We start from the raw sequence: 17500 nt of genomic DNA, 5'->3' as shown, positions 1-17500 counted from the left end.
CGAGGAGTAGCCATGACTCACCAGGTCCGTGCCGTCGTCGCGCGGGGGAAGGGTGCCCCCGTCAGCCTGGAGACGATCAATGTCCCCGATCCCGGCCCGGGCGAGGCGCTCGTGAAGGTCGAGGCGTGCGGGGTCTGCCACACCGATCTGCACTACCGCGAGGGCGGCATCAACGACGACTTCCCGTTCCTGCTCGGCCATGAGGCCGCGGGTGTCGTGGAGTCGGTGGGGGAGGGCGTCACCGATGTGGCGCCGGGCGACTTCGTCATCCTCAACTGGCGTGCCGTCTGCGGACAGTGCCGCGCCTGTCTGCGCGGACGGCCGCAGTACTGCTTCAACACCCACAACGCCAAGCAGAAGATGACCCTCTCCGACGGGACCGAGCTGTCCCCGGCGCTCGGCATCGGCGCGTTCGCGGAGAAGACGCTGGTGGCGGCGGGGCAGTGCACCAAGGTCGACCGGCGCGCGTCGGCGGCGGCCGCCGGGCTGCTCGGCTGCGGGGTGATGGCGGGCATCGGCGCGGCCATCAACACCGGAGGTGTCGGACGCGGTGACAGCGTGGCGGTCATCGGCTGCGGCGGGGTGGGGAACGCGGCGATCGCCGGTGCCCGGCTCGCCGGGGCGGCCAGGATCATCGCCGTCGACATCGACGAGCGCAAGCTCGCCACCGCGAAGAAGCTCGGCGCGACCCACACGGTCGACTCCCGGCAGGGCGACCCGGTGGCGGCCGTGCGCGAGCTGACCGGCGGTTTCGGCGCCGATGTCGTGATCGAGGCGGTCGGCCGTCCGGAGACGTACCAGCAGGCCTTCTACGCCCGGGACCTCGCGGGCACCGTCGTCCTGGTCGGCGTGCCGACCCCCGAGATGACGCTCGAACTGCCGCTGCTGGACGTCTTCGGCCGCGGTGGCGCGCTGAAGTCCTCCTGGTACGGCGACTGCCTGCCCTCGCGCGACTTCCCGATGCTCATCGACCTCTATCTGCAGGGCCGGCTGGACCTGGACGCGTTCGTCACCGAGACCATCGCGCTGGACGAGGTGGAGAAGGCGTTCGAGCGGATGCACGGCGGCGATGTGCTCCGCTCGGTGGTGGTCCTGTGATGGCCGGCGCGGCCGGGGTCCGGATCGAGCACCTCGTCACCTCGGGCACGTTCTCGCTGGACGGCGGCACCTGGGACGTGGACAACAACGTCTGGATCATCGGCGACGACACCGAGGCCGTCGTCGTCGACGCCGCGCACGACGCGGACGCGATCGCCGCCGCCCTCGGCGGCCGTACGCTGCGGGCCATCGTGTGCACGCACGCCCACAACGACCACATCGACGCCGCTCCCGCACTCGCCGACCGTACCGGCGCTCCGATCCTGCTCCACGGCGACGACCTGCCGCTGTGGGAGCAGACCCATCCCGGGCGGGCGCCGGACGGCACGCTCGCCGACGGGCAGGTCGTCGCGGTGGCGGGCGTCGAACTCACCGTGCTGCACACGCCCGGCCACGCGCCCGGAGCGGTGTGCCTGTACGCGCCGGGCCTCGGCGCGCTCTTCAGCGGTGACACGCTCTTCGCGGGCGGGCCGGGGGCGACGGGACGGTCGTTCAGCCACTTCCCGACCATCATCGACTCGATCCGGGACCGGTTGCTGACCCTGCCGGGCGGCACGGTCGTGCACACCGGCCACGGGCCGACGACGACCGTCGGCGCCGAGGCGCCGCATCTCCAGGAGTGGATCGACCGCGGCCACTGACCGCCCCGGGCGGGAGGGGCCGGCATCCGCCGTGACCAGGCCGTACGGTCCGGTCGGCGGTCGGCCTCCCCTCGCCGCGTGTTGTCCATGGCGCTACGTGTTGCGCACCAAGCAACCGTGAGACGAGTCCGTCGGCCCTCTGAGTGCCTTGACAAGGGTGGGGGGCGCCCGCACACTGACGTTGCGCTCATCGCAATCCGTTTCGTTATACGCACCGAGGTGTCATGATGATTCCCGCGTGCCTTCTCGTGGATCTGCCGCGAGGCGAGGCTTTCCGGATGGACATCGATCCGCCGGTTTCGGTCTTCCACACCGAGGACGGCGAGCTCTTCGCCATCGACGACACCTGCACCCACCAGGACGCCTCGCTCGCCGACGGCTGGCTGGAGGGGTGCGAGGTGGAATGCCCGCTGCACGCCTCGAAGTTCGACCTCAGGACCGGAGCCGTCGACGCCCCGCCGGCCAAGCGCCCGGTCCGCACCCACGAGGTCGTCGTCGAGGACGGCACGATCTATGTGCGGCCCTCCGCGCAGGCGCCGAACCTGCCGCCCTGCGTCTCCTCCCGGCTCCCCGGCGGCCCGGCGTGAGGACCGTCGCCGTGGTGGGCGCCTCCCTCGCCGGGCTGTCGGCGGCGCGCGCGCTGCGCAAGCGCGGGTACGACGGCAGGCTCGTCGTCATCGGCGACGAACCGCACCGCCCCTACGACCGGCCGCCGCTGTCCAAGGACTTCCTGGCCGGCGCGATCGGCGAGACCGACCTCGCGCTGGAGGCGGAGGACGAGGACCTCCAGGCGGAATGGCTGCTCGGCGTGCGTGCCACCGGACTCGACAGCGCCGAGCGTGCCGTCCGGCTCGCCGACGGGCGGACGGTACGGGCGGACGGCGTCGTCATCGCCACCGGCGCCGTCGCGCGGACGCTGCCGGGCACCGACGGCCTGGCCGGGGTGCACACCCTGCGCACCCTGGACGACGCCCGCGCGCTGCGGGACCAACTGGCCCTCGGCGGACGGCTGGTTGTCATCGGCGGCGGCTTCATCGGCGCCGAGGTCGCCTCCACCGCCTACGCCCTCGGCCTCGACGTGACCGTGGTCGAGGCGGCGCCGACGCCGCTCGCCGGACCGCTGGGCGAGGTCATGGCCGGTGTGGTCTCCGCCCTCCACGCGGACCACGGCGTACGGCTGCTGTGCGGCGTCGGCGTCAAGGGACTGAGCGGGGGGAACCGGGTGGACGCCGTCCTGCTGGAGGACGGCCGCAGCATCCCCGCCGACACCGTGGTCGTCGGTGTCGGCGCCCGCCCCTGCGTCGAGTGGCTGGAAGGATCGGGCGTCGCGCTCGGCGACGGCGTCACGTGCGGGGCCGACGGCCGTACCAGCCTCGCCGGTGTGGTCGCCGTCGGGGACTGCGCCTCGTGGTACGACCCCCGCGCGGGAGTCCACCGCCGCGTCGAGCACTGGACCGGCGCGCGGGAGCGGCCCGACGCGGCCGTCGCCGCGCTGCTGTCCTGGGGCGCCGCGGCACCGGGCGTGCCACGGCCGCCGTACTTCTGGTCCGATCAATACGGAGTGCGGATCCAGTTCGCCGGTCACGCGGCCGGCGCCGACAGTGTGACGGTCGAGGAGGGCGCCCCCGGCGACCGCGACTTCCTGGCCGTCTATCGGCGGGCCGGCGACCCGGTCGCCGTACTCGCGATGGGCCGGCAGCGGCTCTTCACACGCTGGCGCAAGCAACTCGCCGCAGCCACAGTCTGACACCACCCCGATCCACGACGTTCTCCGAGGAGTGAACTGTGACCTCGACCAGCCTGCCGGACAGCCTGATCGCCACTCTGCCCGGCTCCTCCTACACGGATCCGGGGATCTTCGCCCAGGAACAGGAGCGCATCTTCGAGACGATGTGGTTCTGCGCCGCGCGCTCCTCCGACCTGGCGAAGCCGGGCGCCTTCCGGACCGTCGAGGTGGGCCGCGAGAGCATCCTGATCACGCGGGGGCGCGACGCCGCCGTCCGCGCGTTCTTCAACGTCTGCCGCCATCGCGGGGCCAAGCTCTGCACCGAGGAGTCCGGCGAGGTCAAGAGGGCCTTCCAGTGCCCGTACCACGCCTGGACGTACGACCTGACGGGCAAGCTCGTCGCGGCGCCCAACCTCACCAAGATGCCCGACGTCGGCCGCACCGAGTACGGCCTGGCGAGCGTGGCCACGCATGAGTGGCTGGGCTATGTGTGGGTGTGCCTGGCGGAGAACCCGCCGCCCTTCGAGGAGGTCGAGCGGGACGTCGTGGCGCGGCTGGGCGACACCGAGTCGATCGCGCACTACGACATGGAGAACCTCGAGGTCGGCCGGCGGATCGTCTACGACGTGAAGGCCAACTGGAAGCTGATCGTCGAGAACTTCATGGAGTGCTACCACTGCGCCACGATCCACCCCGAACTCACCGAGGTGCTCCCCGAGTTCGCCGACGGCTACGCCGCCCAGTACTACGTGGGCCACGGCGCGGAGTTCGCCCCCGAGGTCAAGGGCTTCACCATCGACGGCTCCGAGGGCCTGGACCGCATACCGACGGTCTCCGAGGACCAGGACCGCCGCTACTACGCGATCACGGTACGGCCGCAGGTGTTCGTCAACCTCGTCCCCGACCATGTGATCTTCCACCGCATGTACCCGGTCGCCGCGGACCGCACCATCGTCGAGTGCGACTGGCTGTATCTGAGGAGCGTCGTCGACAGCGGCAAGGACATCAGCCGCTCGGTGGAGCTGTTCGACCGCGTGAACAGGCAGGACTTCGACGCCTGTGAGCGCTGCCAGCCCACGATGAGCTCCCGGCTGTACGCCAAGGGCGGCGTGCTGGTGCCCAGCGAGCACCACATCGGCGAGTTCCACGACTGGGTCCGCGGCCGCCTGGGCGCGGGAGGGCCGCAGACTCAGCCCAGGTAGCCCATGCGGTGGCTGATCTCCTCCGCGCCCTTGACGAGCACCGGCGCCAGCTCGTGCATGCGCTCCTCGGTGAACCGGTACGAGGGCCCGGAGGCGCTGAGCGCCGCGATGACCTCCCCGTCGCGGTCGCGGATCGGCGCGGCCATGGCGTGCAGCCCGACCTCCAGCTCCTCCACGGTGCAGGCGTACCCGCGCTCCCTGGCCTCGGTGAGGTTCTTCTCGAGCTTCGTCCTGGAGGTCAGGGTGTGCGGGGTCTCGCGCTTCAGCCCGGCCTCGGCCAGCAGCGCGGCACGCTCCTGGGCGGGCATGTAGGCCAGCAGGACCTTGCCGCTGGAGGTCGCGTGCAGCGGGGTGAGCTGGCCGACCCAGTTGTGCGAGGAGACGGCCCCCGGGCCGCGCACCTGGTAGAGGTTGATCGCGTACTGCTCCTGCTTCACCGCGATGTTGACGGTCTCGCCGATCTCCTCGGCGAGCCGCTCGCAGACCACCCGGCCCTGCTGGGTGATGTCGATCCGTCCCGTGACCGCGCCGGCCAGGCGTACGATGCCGAAACCGAGCCGGTACTTGCCGCGCTCGCCCGCCTGCTCCACCAGGCCGCGCGCCTCCAGGGCGCCGAGCAGCCGGAACGCGGTCGACTTGTGAACATCGATCTCGGCGGCGACCTCACTGACGCCCGCCTCGCCGCGCTGGGCCAGGATCTCCAGCACGCTGATAGCGCGGTCGACGGACTGCACGCCGCCAGACTGCGAACCTGTCGTTTCAGTATCTGGACTGTAGTTGCTCACAGCGAAACTATACGCGCGGTAAACAACGCAGACCACGCTTCGGCGGAGGAACAGCGGACCCCGGTCAAGTTGCGTGGCGCGCAACCTGGTGCGTATAGCGATACTCGTACTAGCATGCCACGCGTATCTACGGCGCGAGCGAGACGAGGCATCATGGCTCCCCTGCAATACGACTTCGTCATCGTCGGCGGCGGATCGGCCGGCAGCGCACTGGCGAACCGGCTCTCCGCCGACCCGGGCAACCAGGTCCTGGTCCTGGAGGCGGGCCGCCCGGACTACCCGTGGGATGTCTTCATCCACATGCCCGCGGCGCTGACGTACCCGATCGGCAGCCGGTTCTACGACTGGAAGTACGAGTCCGAGCCCGAGCCGCACATGGGCGGCCGCCGGATCTACCACGCCCGCGGCAAGGTCCTGGGCGGCTCCAGCAGCATCAACGGCATGATCTTCCAGCGCGGCAACCCCATGGACTACGAGCGCTGGGCCGCCGACCCCGGCATGGGGTCCTGGGACTACGCCCACTGCCTGCCGTACTTCCAGCGCATGGAGAACTGCCTCGCGGCCGGCCCCGACGACGAGTTCCGCGGCCACGACGGCCCGCTCGTCCTCGAACGCGGCCCCGCCACCAACCCGCTGTTCACCGCCTTCCTGACGGCCGTCCAGGAGGCGGGCTACCCCCGCACCGACGACGTCAACGGCTACCAGCAGGAGGGCTTCGCCCCCTTCGACCGCAACGTCCACCGGGGCCGCCGGCTGTCGGCCGCCAAGGCGTACCTCAAGCCCGTGCGCAAGCGCCCCAACCTCACCGTCACCACCCGCGCCCTGGCCACCCGCGTCCTCTTCGAGGGCAAGAAGGCCGTCGGCGTCGAGTACCGGCGGCGCGGCCGGGTCCAGCAGGTGCGCGCCCGCGAGGTCATCCTGTGCGGCGGCGCGATCAACTCCCCACAGCTTCTGCAGCTCTCCGGCGTCGGCAACGCCGAGGAGCTGGCCGCGCTCGGCGTCGACGTCGTCCACGACCTGCCGGGCGTCGGCGAGAACCTCCAGGACCACCTGGAGGTGTACATCCAGTACGCCTGCAAGCAGCCCGTCTCGATGCAGCCGTACATGGCGAAGTGGCGCGCCCCCTTCATCGGCCTGCAGTGGCTCTTCCGCAAGGGCCCGGCGGCGACCAACCACTTCGAGGCGGGCGGCTTCGCCCGCAGCAACGAGGACGTGGACTACCCCAACCTGATGTTCCACTTCCTGCCGATCGCGGTCCGCTACGACGGCTCCTCACCGGCCGGCGGCCACGGCTACCAGGTGCACGTCGGGCCGATGTACTCCGACGCCCTCGGCTCGGTGAAGATCACCAGCAAGGACCCGGACACGCACCCGGCGCTGCGCTTCAACTACCTGTCGACCGAGCAGGACCGCCGCGAGTGGGTCGAGTCGGTCCGCGTCGCCCGCACGCTGCTCAACCAGCCCGCGCTGGCCCCGTACAACGACGGGGAGATCTCACCGGGCACGGCGGTGGAGTCCGACGAGGAGATCCTCGCCTGGGTCGCCAAGGAGGGCGAGACCGCCCTGCACCCCTCGTGCACCTGCAAGATGGGCACCGACGAGATGGCCGTGGTCGACCCCGCCACCATGCGCGTGCACGGCCTGGACGGGCTGCGTGTCGTCGACGCCTCGGTGATGCCGTACGTGACCAATGGCAACATCTACGCGCCGGTGATGATGATCGCGGAGAAGGCGGCCGACCTCATCCTCGGCAAGGAGCCGCTGCCCGCGTCCGAGGCCGTGTACTACCGGCACCGCGACGCCCAGAAGCAGGCCGGGTAAGCCTTGGACCGCGACCACTTCCAGGCGCTGCTGTCGCGCGTCCGCTACGAGGTGCTGCCCGCGAAGGCCACCGAGGACAAGGTCCTCGCCCATGTGCCGCGCGACGTCGTCGTCACCGTCACGGCGTCTCCGGTCAAGGGCCTGGAGCCGACGCTGGACCTCGCCACCCGGCTCGCGGCGCACGGCTACCGTGTCGTCCCGCACGTGCCCGCGCGGCTGCTGCGGGACGACGCCCATCTCAAGGACGTCACAGGAAGGCTCCGGGCCGCCGGCGTCGACGACGTCTTCGTCCCGGCGGGCGACGCCGACCCGCCGGCCGGGGTGTACGAGGGGGCGCTGCCGGTGCTGCGCCGGCTGGAGGAGCTGGGCGCCCCCTTCGCCGAGGTCGGCATCACCGGCTACCCCGAGAGCCACCCGCTGCTCCACGACGACCTCACCATCCAGGCGATGTGGGACAAGCGCGCGCACGCCACGTACATCGTGAGCAACCTGTGCTTCGACGCGCGGGTGCTGGGGGAGTGGATCGGCCGGATCCGCCGCCGGCACATCACCCTGCCCGTCCATGTGGGAGTCGCGGGGCCGGTGCAGCGGGCGAAGCTGCTGACGATGGCGGCGAAGATCGGGGTGGGGGAGTCGACGCGCTTCCTGACCCGGCACGCCTCCTGGTTCGTGCGCCTCGCCGCGCCCGGCGGCTACGCGCCCGAGCGGCTGCTGGCGCGTTCCGGGGCGGCGCTGACCGCTCCCTCGGCGAAGGTGGCCGGGCTGCACCTGTTCACCTTCAACCAGATCGCCGAGACTGAGCGGTGGCGGCGCGCGGCACTGGAGCGGCTGGCAGGCTGAGCGGTCAGCGGAAGACGACCGTGCGCTTGCCGTCCACCATCACACGGCTCTCGCTGTGCCACTTCACCGCGTGCGCCAGCACCTGCGCCTCCACGTCCCGCCCGACGGTGACCAGCTCCTCCGGGTCCAGGGAGTGGTCCACCCGTACCACGTCCTGCTCGATGATCTGCCCCTCGTCCAGGTCCGGCGTCACATAGTGCGCGGTCGCGCCGACGAGCTTCACCCCGCGCGCGTACGCCTGCTGGTAGGGGCGGGCGCCCTTGAAACTGGGGAGGAAGGAGTGGTGGATGTTGATGGCGCGACCGTCCAGCTCCTTGCACAGGTCGTCGGAGAGGATCTGCATGTACCGGGCCAGCACCACCAGGTCGACGTCCAGCTCGCGCACCAGCTCCAGCAGGCGCGCCTCGGCCTCGGCCTTGGTGTCCCGGGTCACCGGGATGTGGTGGAAGGGGACGCCGTAGGTGGCGGCGAGCGCCTCGAAGTCCCGGTGGTTGGAGACGATCGCCGGGATCTCGATGTTGAGGGCGCCGGTGCGGCGGCGGAAGAGCAGGTCGTTGAGGCAGTGGCCGAAGCGGGACACCATGATCAGCGTCCGGGTGGGGGTCGAGGCGTCGCGGAGCGTCCAGGAGATCCGGTAGGCCTCGGCGACGGGACCGAACCGGTAACGCAGATGTTGCAGATCGGCGGTGGGATCGGAAACGTCGAAGTGGACCCTCATGAAGAAGCGGCCCTCGATCCGGTCGTCGAACTGCTGGCTCTCCAGGATGTTGCCGGAGTTCCTGACCAGATAGCCGCTCACCGCGTGGACCAGTCCGGCGCTGTCAGGGCACGACAGGGTCAGGACGTACTCGCGGCCAGGTTGCGGTCGAGGGGACATATGCGGCCTCCGTTGGTGCGTATTGCACAACTAGGTGAGCGATACGCAACATGGTTGGCCAGCTCCGGCCCACGGTCAAGAGCGGCCGCACAACTGCCCCCATGGTCAAATCGTCATCCGCCAACCCCTTGACGTGTGTCCGCATATTCGCCATGGTGTTCCACCACAAGCAATACGGTGCACAATGCGCAACGGGATTCGCTCGAAGGGCTCCACACGTGGCAGACCTGTATGTGGACGGAGAATGGCGCGAGCCGGTGGCCGGAGGTCACCGGGACATCCGCTGCCCCGCTGACGGCACACTCTCCGCGACCGTCTCCGAGGGGACGCGGCCCGACACCGAGGCCGCGATCGCCGCGGCCCGCCGCGCATTCGACGACGGCCCGTGGCCGCACACCCCCGAGGTGGAGCGCGGCGCCCTGCTGCTGCGCACCGCCGACCTGATCGAACGCGACGCCAAGGAGTTCGCCCGCGCCGAGTCGCTGGACACCGGCAAGCGGCTGGTGGAGAGCGAGTACGACATCGCCGACGTCGTCTCCTGCCTCCGCTACTACGGCGGCATCGCGGGCACCAGCGCCGGCCGGGTCATCGACACCGGCCGCGACGACGCGGTCAGCCGGGTCGTCCACGAGCCGATCGGGGTGTGCGGGCTCATCACCCCGTGGAACTACCCCCTGCTCCAGGCGTCCTGGAAGGTCGCGCCCGCCCTGCTCGCGGGCAACACCGTCGTCCTCAAGCCCAGCGAGCTGACCCCCTCCACCTCGATCCTGCTGATGCGGGCCCTGGAGGAGGCCGGGCTCCCGGCAGGCGCCGCCAACCTGGTGCTGGGCGCGGGGCCCGAGGCCGGCGCCCCGCTCTGCGAGGACGCGCGCGTCGACATGGTCTCCTTCACCGGCGGCCTGGAGACCGGCAAGCGGATCATGGCCGCCGCCGCGGCCTCCGTGAAGAAGGTGGCGCTGGAACTCGGCGGCAAGAACCCCAACGTGGTCTTCGCCGACGCCGACTTCGACACGGCCGTGGACTTCGCCCTCACCGCCGTCTTCCTGCACTCGGGCCAGGTCTGCTCGGCCGGCGCCCGACTCGTCGTCGAGGACACGATCCACGACGCCTTCGTCGACGAACTGGTACGCCGCGCCCGGCGGATCCGCCTCGGCGGCCCCTTCGACCCGGAGGCCGACACCGGGGCGCTGATCTCGGCGGGGCACCGGGAGAAGGTCGAGGCGTACGTCGCGGCGGGCCTCGCCGAAGGCGCCGTGCTGCGCTGCGGCGGCGTGCGCCCCGCCGACCCCGCCCTGGCGGACGGCCACTTCTACCCGCCCACCGTGCTCGACGAGTGCCGGCAGGACATGCGCGTCGTGCACGAGGAGTCCTTCGGCCCGGTCCTGACCGTGGAGCGCTTCCACGGCGAGGACGACGCCGTACGCATCGCCAACGACACCGAGTACGGACTCGCCGGCGCCGTCTGGACGCAGGACGCGGGGAAGGCCCAGCGGGTCGCCCGGCGGCTGCGCCACGGCACGGTGTGGATCAACGACTACCACCCCTATGTGCCGCAGGCGGAATGGGGTGGCTTCGGGCACTCGGGCGTGGGCCGCGAGCTGGGACCGACCGGCCTGGACGAGTACCGAGAGCCCAAGCACATCTGGCAGAACATCCAACCCCGGCCGCAGCACTGGTTCCGCGGCTGAAAGCCGAAGAGAGGTCGATGGTGACCCCAGCACAGACCGAGGTGCCGCAGCGGCGCGGCACGCCCCAGGACTCGGCCGCCACCCCGGTCATATCCGTGCGCAAGCTGTGGAAGGTGTTCGGGCCGAAGGCCGACCAGGTACCGGAGTCCGCGGAACTGTGCGGGCTCACCCGCCGCGAGCTGATGGACCGCACCGGATGCACCGCCGCCGTGCGCGACGTGAGCTTCGAGGTCTCGCCCGGCGAGGTCTTCGTCGTCATGGGCCTGTCGGGATCCGGGAAGTCCACCCTGGTGCGCTGTCTGACCCGGCTGATCGAACCCACCGCCGGGGAGATCGTCTTCGAGGGCGAGGACATCCGCGACGCCGACGCGAGGCGGCTGCGCGAGCTGCGGCGCCGCAAGTTCTCCATGGTCTTCCAGCACTTCGGGCTGCTGCCCCACCGCCGGGTCGTCGACAACGTGTCCTTCGGCCTGGAGATCCGCGGCATGGGCAAGGCCGAGCGCACCCGCCGGGCGCTGGAGGTCGTCGAACTGGTCGGCCTGTCCGGCTACGAGAACTCCTACCCCGACCAGCTCTCCGGCGGGATGCAGCAACGCGTCGGTCTGGCCAGGGCGCTGGCCGGCGATCCCGAGGTGCTGCTCTTCGACGAGCCGTTCTCGGCCCTCGACCCGCTGATCCGGCGCGACATGCAGAACGAGGTCATCCGCCTGCACTACGAGGTCGGCAAGACGATGGTCTTCATCACCCACGACCTGTCCGAGGCGCTCAAGCTCGGCGACCGCATCCTCATCATGCGCGACGGCAAGATGGTGCAGTGCGGCACCGGTGACGAACTGGTCGGCGCCCCCGCGGACGACTACGTACGCGACTTCGTCAAGGACGTGCCGCGCGCCGATGTGCTGACGCTGCGGTGGATCATGCGCCCCGCGCGGCCCGACGACGCCCTGGACGGACCCGAGCTGGGCCCCGACGTCGTGGTGCGGGAGGCCACCCGGGCGGTGCTCGCGGCCGAGAAGCCGGTCAAGGTCGTCGACAACGGCGCCCTGCTGGGCATCGTCGGCGACGAGGAGATCCTCGCGGTGGTCGCCGGCCGGGAAGGCGGCAGGTGATGGCGATCGCCGTCGGGAAACCCGAGAAGACGGAGCCACCGGCCGTCGCCGCGCCGCCCGCCGAGGGTCCGCGCCGGGTCAGCCGGACCGTGGTGGTCGCCGCGATCCTGGTGGTCTGGCTGGTGCTCTTCGCGGTGCTGCGCGGCAAGCAGACCATGACGCTGGCGGCGGCCGACCTCACCGGTCTGCACCGCTGGTTCAACCACCTCGACGACTCCGTCGGCGCGAACCGCAACTCCAACCCGCTCTTCCTGTACTTCTTCAACGAGATCCGGCAGGTCATCGACAACCTGGTGACCTTCGTCCAGCACCTGATCTCGCAGCCGAGCGGCGACCGCCCGGTGCCGCAGATCGGCTGGCTCGGCGTCGTCGCGATCACCGGCTACGCCTCCTGGGCCCTGGGCAACTGGCGGGTGGCGCTGCTGGCCGTGGCCGGCTTCACCTTCTTCGGGCTGCAGGGCCTGTGGCAGGAGAGCATGGACACCCTCGCGCTCACCCTGTCCGCGGTCCTCGTGGCGCTGGTGTTCGCCGTCCCGCTGGGTGTGTGGGCGGGGCTGTCCGACCGGTTCAACCGGATCGTGACGCCGTTCCTGGACTTCATGCAGACGATGCCGACCTTCGTCTACCTGGCCCCGCTGACGCTGTTCTTCCTCATCGGCCCGGCCTCCGCGGTGATCGCCATGGTGATCTACGCGGCGCCCCCGGCGATCCGCATCACCGCGCACGGCATCCGCTCCGTACCGGAGACCACCGTGGAGGCGGCCGACTCGATGGGCTCGACCCGGTGGCAGTCGCTGCTGAAGGTGCTGCTGCCGATGTCCCGGCGGACCGTGGTGATGGGCGTGAACCAGACCATCATGGCCGCCCTGGCCATGGTGACCATCGCGGCCCTGATCGACGCGCCGGGCCTGGGCAAGACCGTGCTCCAGGCCCTGCAGTCGCTCGATGTCGGCACGGCCTTCAACGCGGGCCTGGCCATCGTGGTCATGGCCATCGTCCTGGACCGGGTCACGACCGCGGCCAGCGCCCGCGCGGAGGCGGCGCGCCGCTCCCGCGACCGCTTCCGCGGGTGGCGGCGGCCGCTGCTGGTGGCGGGCGCGGTGGCCGTGGCGGTGCTGGTGTACCTGTCGCGCACCTATCTGTGGGCGGCGCAGTTCCCCGGCCAGGGCACCACCGGCACCAAGATCGCCAGCTGGGCGGACAGCGTGACGACATGGGCCCAGGACCATCTGTCCGGTGTCACCAACGCCTTCCGCGACTCCGTCACCAACGGCCTGCTCAACCCGTTCCAGTCGCTGCTCACCGACTCCCCGTGGTGGCTCGTCGGCGCGGCGCTGACCGGGATCGGCGTGGTGCTCGGCGGCCGGCGCGCCGGGATCACCACGGCGGTGTGCGTCGGGCTGCTGGTCGGCACGGGCATGTGGTCGGACAGCATGACGACGCTGGCCTCCACCATGGTGGCGACGGTCCTGGTGATGGTGCTGGGCGTCGGCTTCGGCGTGTGGATGGGGCGCAGCCCGCTGGTGGACCGGCTGCTGCGGCCCAGCCTCGACGCGGCGCAGGTCATGCCGCCGTTCGTCTATCTGGTGCCGTTCCTCGCGCTGTTCGGCGCCACCCGCTTCACCGCGATCGTCGCCGCCGTCGTCTACGCGGCACCGGTCGCCATCAAGATCACCGCCGACGGGGTGCGGGCCGTGCCCGAGACCACCGTCGAGGCGGCGACCGCGGCCGGGTGCAACACCTGGCAGATCATCACCAAGGTCCAACTGCCGATGGCCCGCAGCGCCCTGACTCTCGCGACCAACCAGGGCCTGATCTACGTGCTGTCGATGGTTGTTGTGGGCGGCCTGGTGGGAGCCGGCGCCCTCGGCTACGACGTCGTGGCCGGATTCTCGCAGGGAGAGCTGTACGGAAAGGGGCTGGCGGCAGGACTCGCCATCGTACTGCTCGGAGTCATGTTCGACCGGATCACTCAGGCAGCGGCCCGACGCACCAGCGCTTAAGGAGCAACCCTCATGGCAGCACACTGGCGAACCGGGGCGGCCGGACTTGCCGTCCTCGGTCTCACCCTCACCCTCACCGCGTGCGGCGGAGCGAAGGTCGGTGACAACTCCTCCGCCGCAGGCTCCAAGAACTCCGGCAAGTGCGGCACGTTCAACCTCGCGGTCAACCCGTGGGTGGGCTACGCGGCCGACGCCGCGGTGGTCGCGTACGTCGCCCAGCACGACCTCGGCTGCACCGTGGTCAAGAAGGACCTCAAGGAGGAGATCGCCTGGCAGGGCTTCGGCACCGGGGAGGTCGACGCGGTGCTGGAGAACTGGGGTCACGACGACCTGAAGGCGAAGTACATCACCGGGCAGAAGACGGCCGTCGAGGCGGGCCAGACCGGCAACAAGGGCCTCATCGGCTGGTACGTGCCGCCGTGGCTGGCCAAGGCGCACCCCGACATCCTCCAGTGGTCGAACCTGGACAAGTACGCGGCCAACTTCAAGACCTCGGAGTCGGGCGGCAAGGGCCAGCTCCTGGACGGCGACCCGTCGTACGTCACCAACGACGAGGCGCTGGTGAAGAACCTCAAACTGGACTACAAGGTGGTGTACGCGGGCAGCGAGACCGCGCTCATCCAGGCGTTCAGGACCGCTGAGAAGAACAAGCAGTGGATGATCGGCTACTTCTACGAGCCGCAGTGGTTCATGTCCGAGGTGCAGCTGCAGAAGGTCAGCCTCCCGCCGTACACCACGGGTTGTGACGCGGTCGCGGCCAAGGTCGCCTGCGACTACCCGGTGTACAACCTGGACAAGATCGTCAGCACCAAGTTCGCCGCGTCCAACAGCCCGGCGTACAAGCTGGTGAAGAACTTCAACTGGACGAACGACGACCAGAACGCGGTCGCCAAGTACATCGCGGTGAACAAGATGTCACCCGACGCGGCCGCCAGGGACTGGGTCGAGCTGAACAAGGACAAGGTCGCCGCCTGGCTCAAGTAGCGCGGGGGCGGGACGTCGCGAGCGACCCGGAGAGCCCGGTACGGGGCCCGGTCGGCTGCCAGTGCAGCCGGCCGGGCCCCGTCGCGTTCCGGACCGTTTTCCTCTCGCCTTCCTCTCGTCACGGACCCCTTGACACCCGCTCCCCGCGACAGGCACATTGAGTTGCGCAACTTGAAGCATGTTGCGCTCACAGCAACTCGATCAACGGCTCGATCGGCGTTCTAGTCGGAGGTGCGGCGATGGCGGGACTTCGGGTGGTCATCATCGGAGCGGGCGTCGTGGGAGCGGCGCTGGCCGACGAGATCTCCGCGCGCGGCTGGAGCGAGGTGACCGTGGTCGACCAGGGCCCGCTCCCGGCCACCGGGGGATCGTCGTCGCACGCCCCGGGCCTGGTCTTCCAGACCAACTCCTCCAAGACCATGACGGAGCTGGCCCGCTACACCGTCGAGAAGTTCTGCTCCCTCGACGTCGACGGCAAGCCCTGCTTCCTGCAGGTCGGCGGCCTCGAAGTGGCGACCACCCCGGAGCGCGTCGCGGAACTCCACCGCCGCCACGGCTGGATCACCGCCTGGGGCATCGAGTCCCGGCTGCTGAGCCCCGAGGAGTGCGCCGCCCAGCACCCGCTGCTGAACCCGGACCGCGTCCTCGGCGGACTGCTGGTACCCACCGACGGCCTCGCCAAGGCGGTCCTCGCCGTCGAGGCGCAGATCCAGCGGGCCACCGAGCGCGGTGTGCGCTTCCTCGCCCGCCACGAGGTCCTCGACATACGCCAGGACGACGGCCGGGTCACCGGCGTCGTCACCGACCAGGGCGAACTCCCCGCCGACATCGTGGTGTGCTGCGCCGGCATCTGGGGCCCGAAGATCGCCCGTATGGTCGGCATGGACCTCCCGCTCACCCCCCTCGGCCACCAGCTGGCCTGGACGGGCCCGGTACCGGCGCTCGCCGGCCGTACCGAGGAGGCCGTGCTGCCGATCCTGCGCCACCAGGACGCCGACCTCTACTACCGCGAACGCTTCGACACCCTGGGCATCGGCTACTACGGCCACCGCCCGATGCCGGTCTCCGCCGACGACATCCTGGCCGTGGACGACGCCGGCGGGATGCCGTCGGTGCTGGAGTTCACCGAGGACGACTTCGAGGACGCCTGGACCGAGACCCGGTCACTGCTGCCCGCGACGAAGGAGGCCAAGGTCGAGGAGGGCATCAACGGCCTGTTCTCCTTCACCACCGACGGCCAGCCCCTGCTGGGGGAATCCGCTCACGTCAAGGGCTTCTGGGTCGCGGAGGCCGTCTGGGTCACCCACTCCGCGGGCGTCGGCCGGGCCATGGCCGAATGGCTGGTCGACGGCCACTGCTCCTCCTTCGACCTGCACGAGTGCGACGTCAACCGTTTCGAGCCGCACCAGCTCGCCCCCGAGTACGTCCTGGCCCGCGACTGCCAGAACTTCGTGGAGGTCTACGACATCCTCCACCCCCTCCAGCCGCCGGGCGACCCGCGCCCGATGCGCACCAGCCCCTTCCACGCCCGCCAGCGCGAACTCGGCGCCTTCTTCCTGGAGGCGAACGGCTGGGAGCGCCCCCAGTGGTACGAGGCCAACGCGCCCAGGACCGAGGGCCGTTCGATCCCCACGCCCAACGACTGGGCCGCGCGCTACTGGTCGCCCATCGTCGGGGCCGAGGCGCAGGCCACCCGCGAGACGGTCGCGATGTACGACATGACGGCGCTCAAGCGGCTGGAGGTCGCCGGGCCCGGCGCCGCCGACTTCCTGGAGGGCCTGGTGACGGGCAAGGTCGCCAAGTCGGTCGGCTCGGTGACGTACACCCTGCTCCTCGACCGGGACGGCGGCATCCGCAGCGACATCACCGTCGCCCGGCTGGCCCGCGACCTCTTCCAGGTCGGCGCCAACGGCAACCTCGACCTCGACTGGTTCACCCGCCACCTGCCCGCCGACGCCTCCGTGCAGGTCCGTGACATCACCCCGGGCACCTGCTGCATCGGCCTGTGGGGCCCGCTGGCCCGCAAGGTGCTCCAGCCGCTCACCGACGAGGACTTCTCCAACGACGGCCTGAAGTACTTCCGCGCCAAGCGCGCCTACATCGGCTCGGTGCCCGTCACCGCCATGCGGCTGTCCTACGTCGGCGAGCTCGGCTGGGAGCTGTACACCACCGCCGACCACGGCCAGAAGCTCTGGGACACCCTGTGGCGGGCGGCCGAACCGCTGGGCGGTGTCATCGCCGGGCGCGGCGCCTTCAACAGCCTCCGCCTGGAGAAAGGCTACCGCTCCTTCGGCACCGACATGACCTACGAGCACGACCCCTACGAGGCCGGCGTCGGCTTCGCCGTCAAGCTCGACAAGGGAGACTTCCTCGGCAAGGCGGCGCTCGAACGCCGCAAGGCCGACGTCCGGCGCACCCTGACCTGCCTCACCATCGACGACCCGCACGCGGTCGTCATGGGCAAGGAACCGGTATACGACGGCGACCGCCCCGTCGGGTACGTCACCAGCGCCGCCTACGGCTACACGATCGGCAAGGGCATCGCCTACGCCTGGCTCCCCACGGAACTCGCCACCCCCGGCACCGTCGTGCACATCGGCTACTTCGACCAGCGCGTCGAGGCGGTCGTCGCCGAGGAGCCCCTGTTCGACCCGACCATGTCGCGCCTGCGTGGGTGAGCGCACCGCGCCCGCCGCGCCGGAAGCACCACCGCCGGTGACCGCACA

The 17500-nt window shown here is 70.7% G+C and carries 14 protein-coding genes; 12 read left to right on the top strand and 2 right to left on the bottom strand.

Features of this window, described 5'->3' with window-relative positions:
- The first annotated feature begins 12 nt into the window (after positions 1-12).
- From AB0M29_RS05175 to AB0M29_RS05155, 5 genes are all read left to right on the top strand, one after another.
- Complete coding sequence (locus AB0M29_RS05175; RefSeq protein WP_365379116.1) at positions 13-1098, top strand: S-(hydroxymethyl)mycothiol dehydrogenase; 1086 nt, start codon at positions 13-15, stop codon at positions 1096-1098.
- Positions 1098-1739 (top strand): MBL fold metallo-hydrolase, encoded by a 642-nt coding sequence (locus AB0M29_RS05170; RefSeq protein WP_365379113.1) that lies wholly within the window; start codon positions 1098-1100, stop codon positions 1737-1739. Before AB0M29_RS05175 ends, AB0M29_RS05170 begins: the two co-directional genes overlap by 1 nt.
- Positions 1740-1963: 224 nt before the next feature.
- Positions 1964-2326, top strand: coding sequence for a bifunctional 3-phenylpropionate/cinnamic acid dioxygenase ferredoxin subunit (locus tag AB0M29_RS05165; RefSeq protein ID WP_365379111.1), 363 nt, complete (start codon positions 1964-1966; stop codon positions 2324-2326).
- Positions 2323-3486 carry an FAD-dependent oxidoreductase gene (locus tag AB0M29_RS05160; RefSeq protein WP_365379109.1) on the top strand — a complete coding sequence of 388 codons (1164 nt, stop codon included), beginning with the start codon at positions 2323-2325 and terminating at the stop codon, positions 3484-3486. The genes AB0M29_RS05165 and AB0M29_RS05160 overlap by 4 nt, the downstream gene beginning before the upstream one ends.
- A 38-nt stretch (positions 3487-3524) precedes the next feature.
- Positions 3525-4667: an aromatic ring-hydroxylating dioxygenase subunit alpha gene (locus AB0M29_RS05155; RefSeq protein WP_365379107.1), complete on the top strand. Its 1143-nt coding sequence runs from the start codon at positions 3525-3527 to the stop codon at positions 4665-4667.
- On the opposite strand, the gene AB0M29_RS05150 is transcribed toward AB0M29_RS05155, so the two are convergent.
- Positions 4655-5401, bottom strand: a complete 747-nt coding sequence (locus tag AB0M29_RS05150; RefSeq protein ID WP_365379104.1) for an IclR family transcriptional regulator — start codon at positions 5399-5401, stop codon at positions 4655-4657. The two genes, AB0M29_RS05155 and AB0M29_RS05150, sit on opposite strands and share 13 nt — an antisense overlap.
- A 204-nt stretch (positions 5402-5605) precedes the next feature.
- Between AB0M29_RS05150 and betA the strand changes: the two genes are divergently transcribed.
- Both betA and AB0M29_RS05140 read left to right on the top strand, forming a co-directional pair.
- A complete protein-coding gene (gene betA / locus AB0M29_RS05145) occupies positions 5606-7273 on the top strand; it encodes a choline dehydrogenase (RefSeq protein WP_365379102.1) in 1668 nt (555 codons plus the stop codon).
- A gap of 3 nt (positions 7274-7276) precedes the next feature.
- Complete coding sequence (locus AB0M29_RS05140) at positions 7277-8113, top strand: 5,10-methylenetetrahydrofolate reductase (protein WP_365379099.1); 837 nt, start codon at positions 7277-7279, stop codon at positions 8111-8113.
- A gap of 4 nt (positions 8114-8117) precedes the next feature.
- Here AB0M29_RS05140 and purU read toward each other — a convergent pair whose 3' ends face one another.
- Positions 8118-8990, bottom strand: coding sequence for a formyltetrahydrofolate deformylase (gene purU, locus AB0M29_RS05135; protein WP_365379096.1), 873 nt, complete (start codon positions 8988-8990; stop codon positions 8118-8120).
- 218 nt (positions 8991-9208) lie between these two features.
- On the opposite strand from purU, the gene AB0M29_RS05130 reads away from it, so the two are divergent.
- The 5 genes from AB0M29_RS05130 to AB0M29_RS05110 all read left to right on the top strand — a co-directional run bounded on the left by AB0M29_RS05130 (position 9209) and on the right by AB0M29_RS05110 (position 17452).
- On the top strand, positions 9209-10678 hold the full coding sequence (locus tag AB0M29_RS05130; protein ID WP_365379093.1) for an aldehyde dehydrogenase family protein: 1470 nt from the start codon (positions 9209-9211) through the stop codon (positions 10676-10678).
- A gap of 20 nt (positions 10679-10698) precedes the next feature.
- On the top strand, positions 10699-11787 hold the full coding sequence (locus tag AB0M29_RS05125; RefSeq protein ID WP_365379432.1) for a glycine betaine/L-proline ABC transporter ATP-binding protein: 1089 nt from the start codon (positions 10699-10701) through the stop codon (positions 11785-11787).
- Positions 11787-13790 (top strand): ABC transporter permease subunit, encoded by a 2004-nt coding sequence (locus tag AB0M29_RS05120; protein WP_365379090.1) that lies wholly within the window; start codon positions 11787-11789, stop codon positions 13788-13790. The genes AB0M29_RS05125 and AB0M29_RS05120 overlap by 1 nt, the downstream gene beginning before the upstream one ends.
- A gap of 12 nt (positions 13791-13802) precedes the next feature.
- Complete coding sequence (locus AB0M29_RS05115) at positions 13803-14774, top strand: ABC transporter substrate-binding protein (RefSeq protein ID WP_365379087.1); 972 nt, start codon at positions 13803-13805, stop codon at positions 14772-14774.
- A 239-nt stretch (positions 14775-15013) separates the two neighbouring features.
- A complete protein-coding gene (locus tag AB0M29_RS05110) occupies positions 15014-17452 on the top strand; it encodes an FAD-dependent oxidoreductase (RefSeq protein WP_365379084.1) in 2439 nt (812 codons plus the stop codon).
- The last annotated feature ends 48 nt before the right edge of the window (positions 17453-17500 follow it).

This window comes from Streptomyces sp. NPDC051976 (assembly GCF_040680795.1).
GTDB lineage: Bacteria > Actinomycetota > Actinomycetes > Streptomycetales > Streptomycetaceae > Actinacidiphila.
The sequence above is the reverse complement of the archived record's forward strand: the minus strand, read 5'-3'. Positions and strand labels throughout refer to the sequence as shown.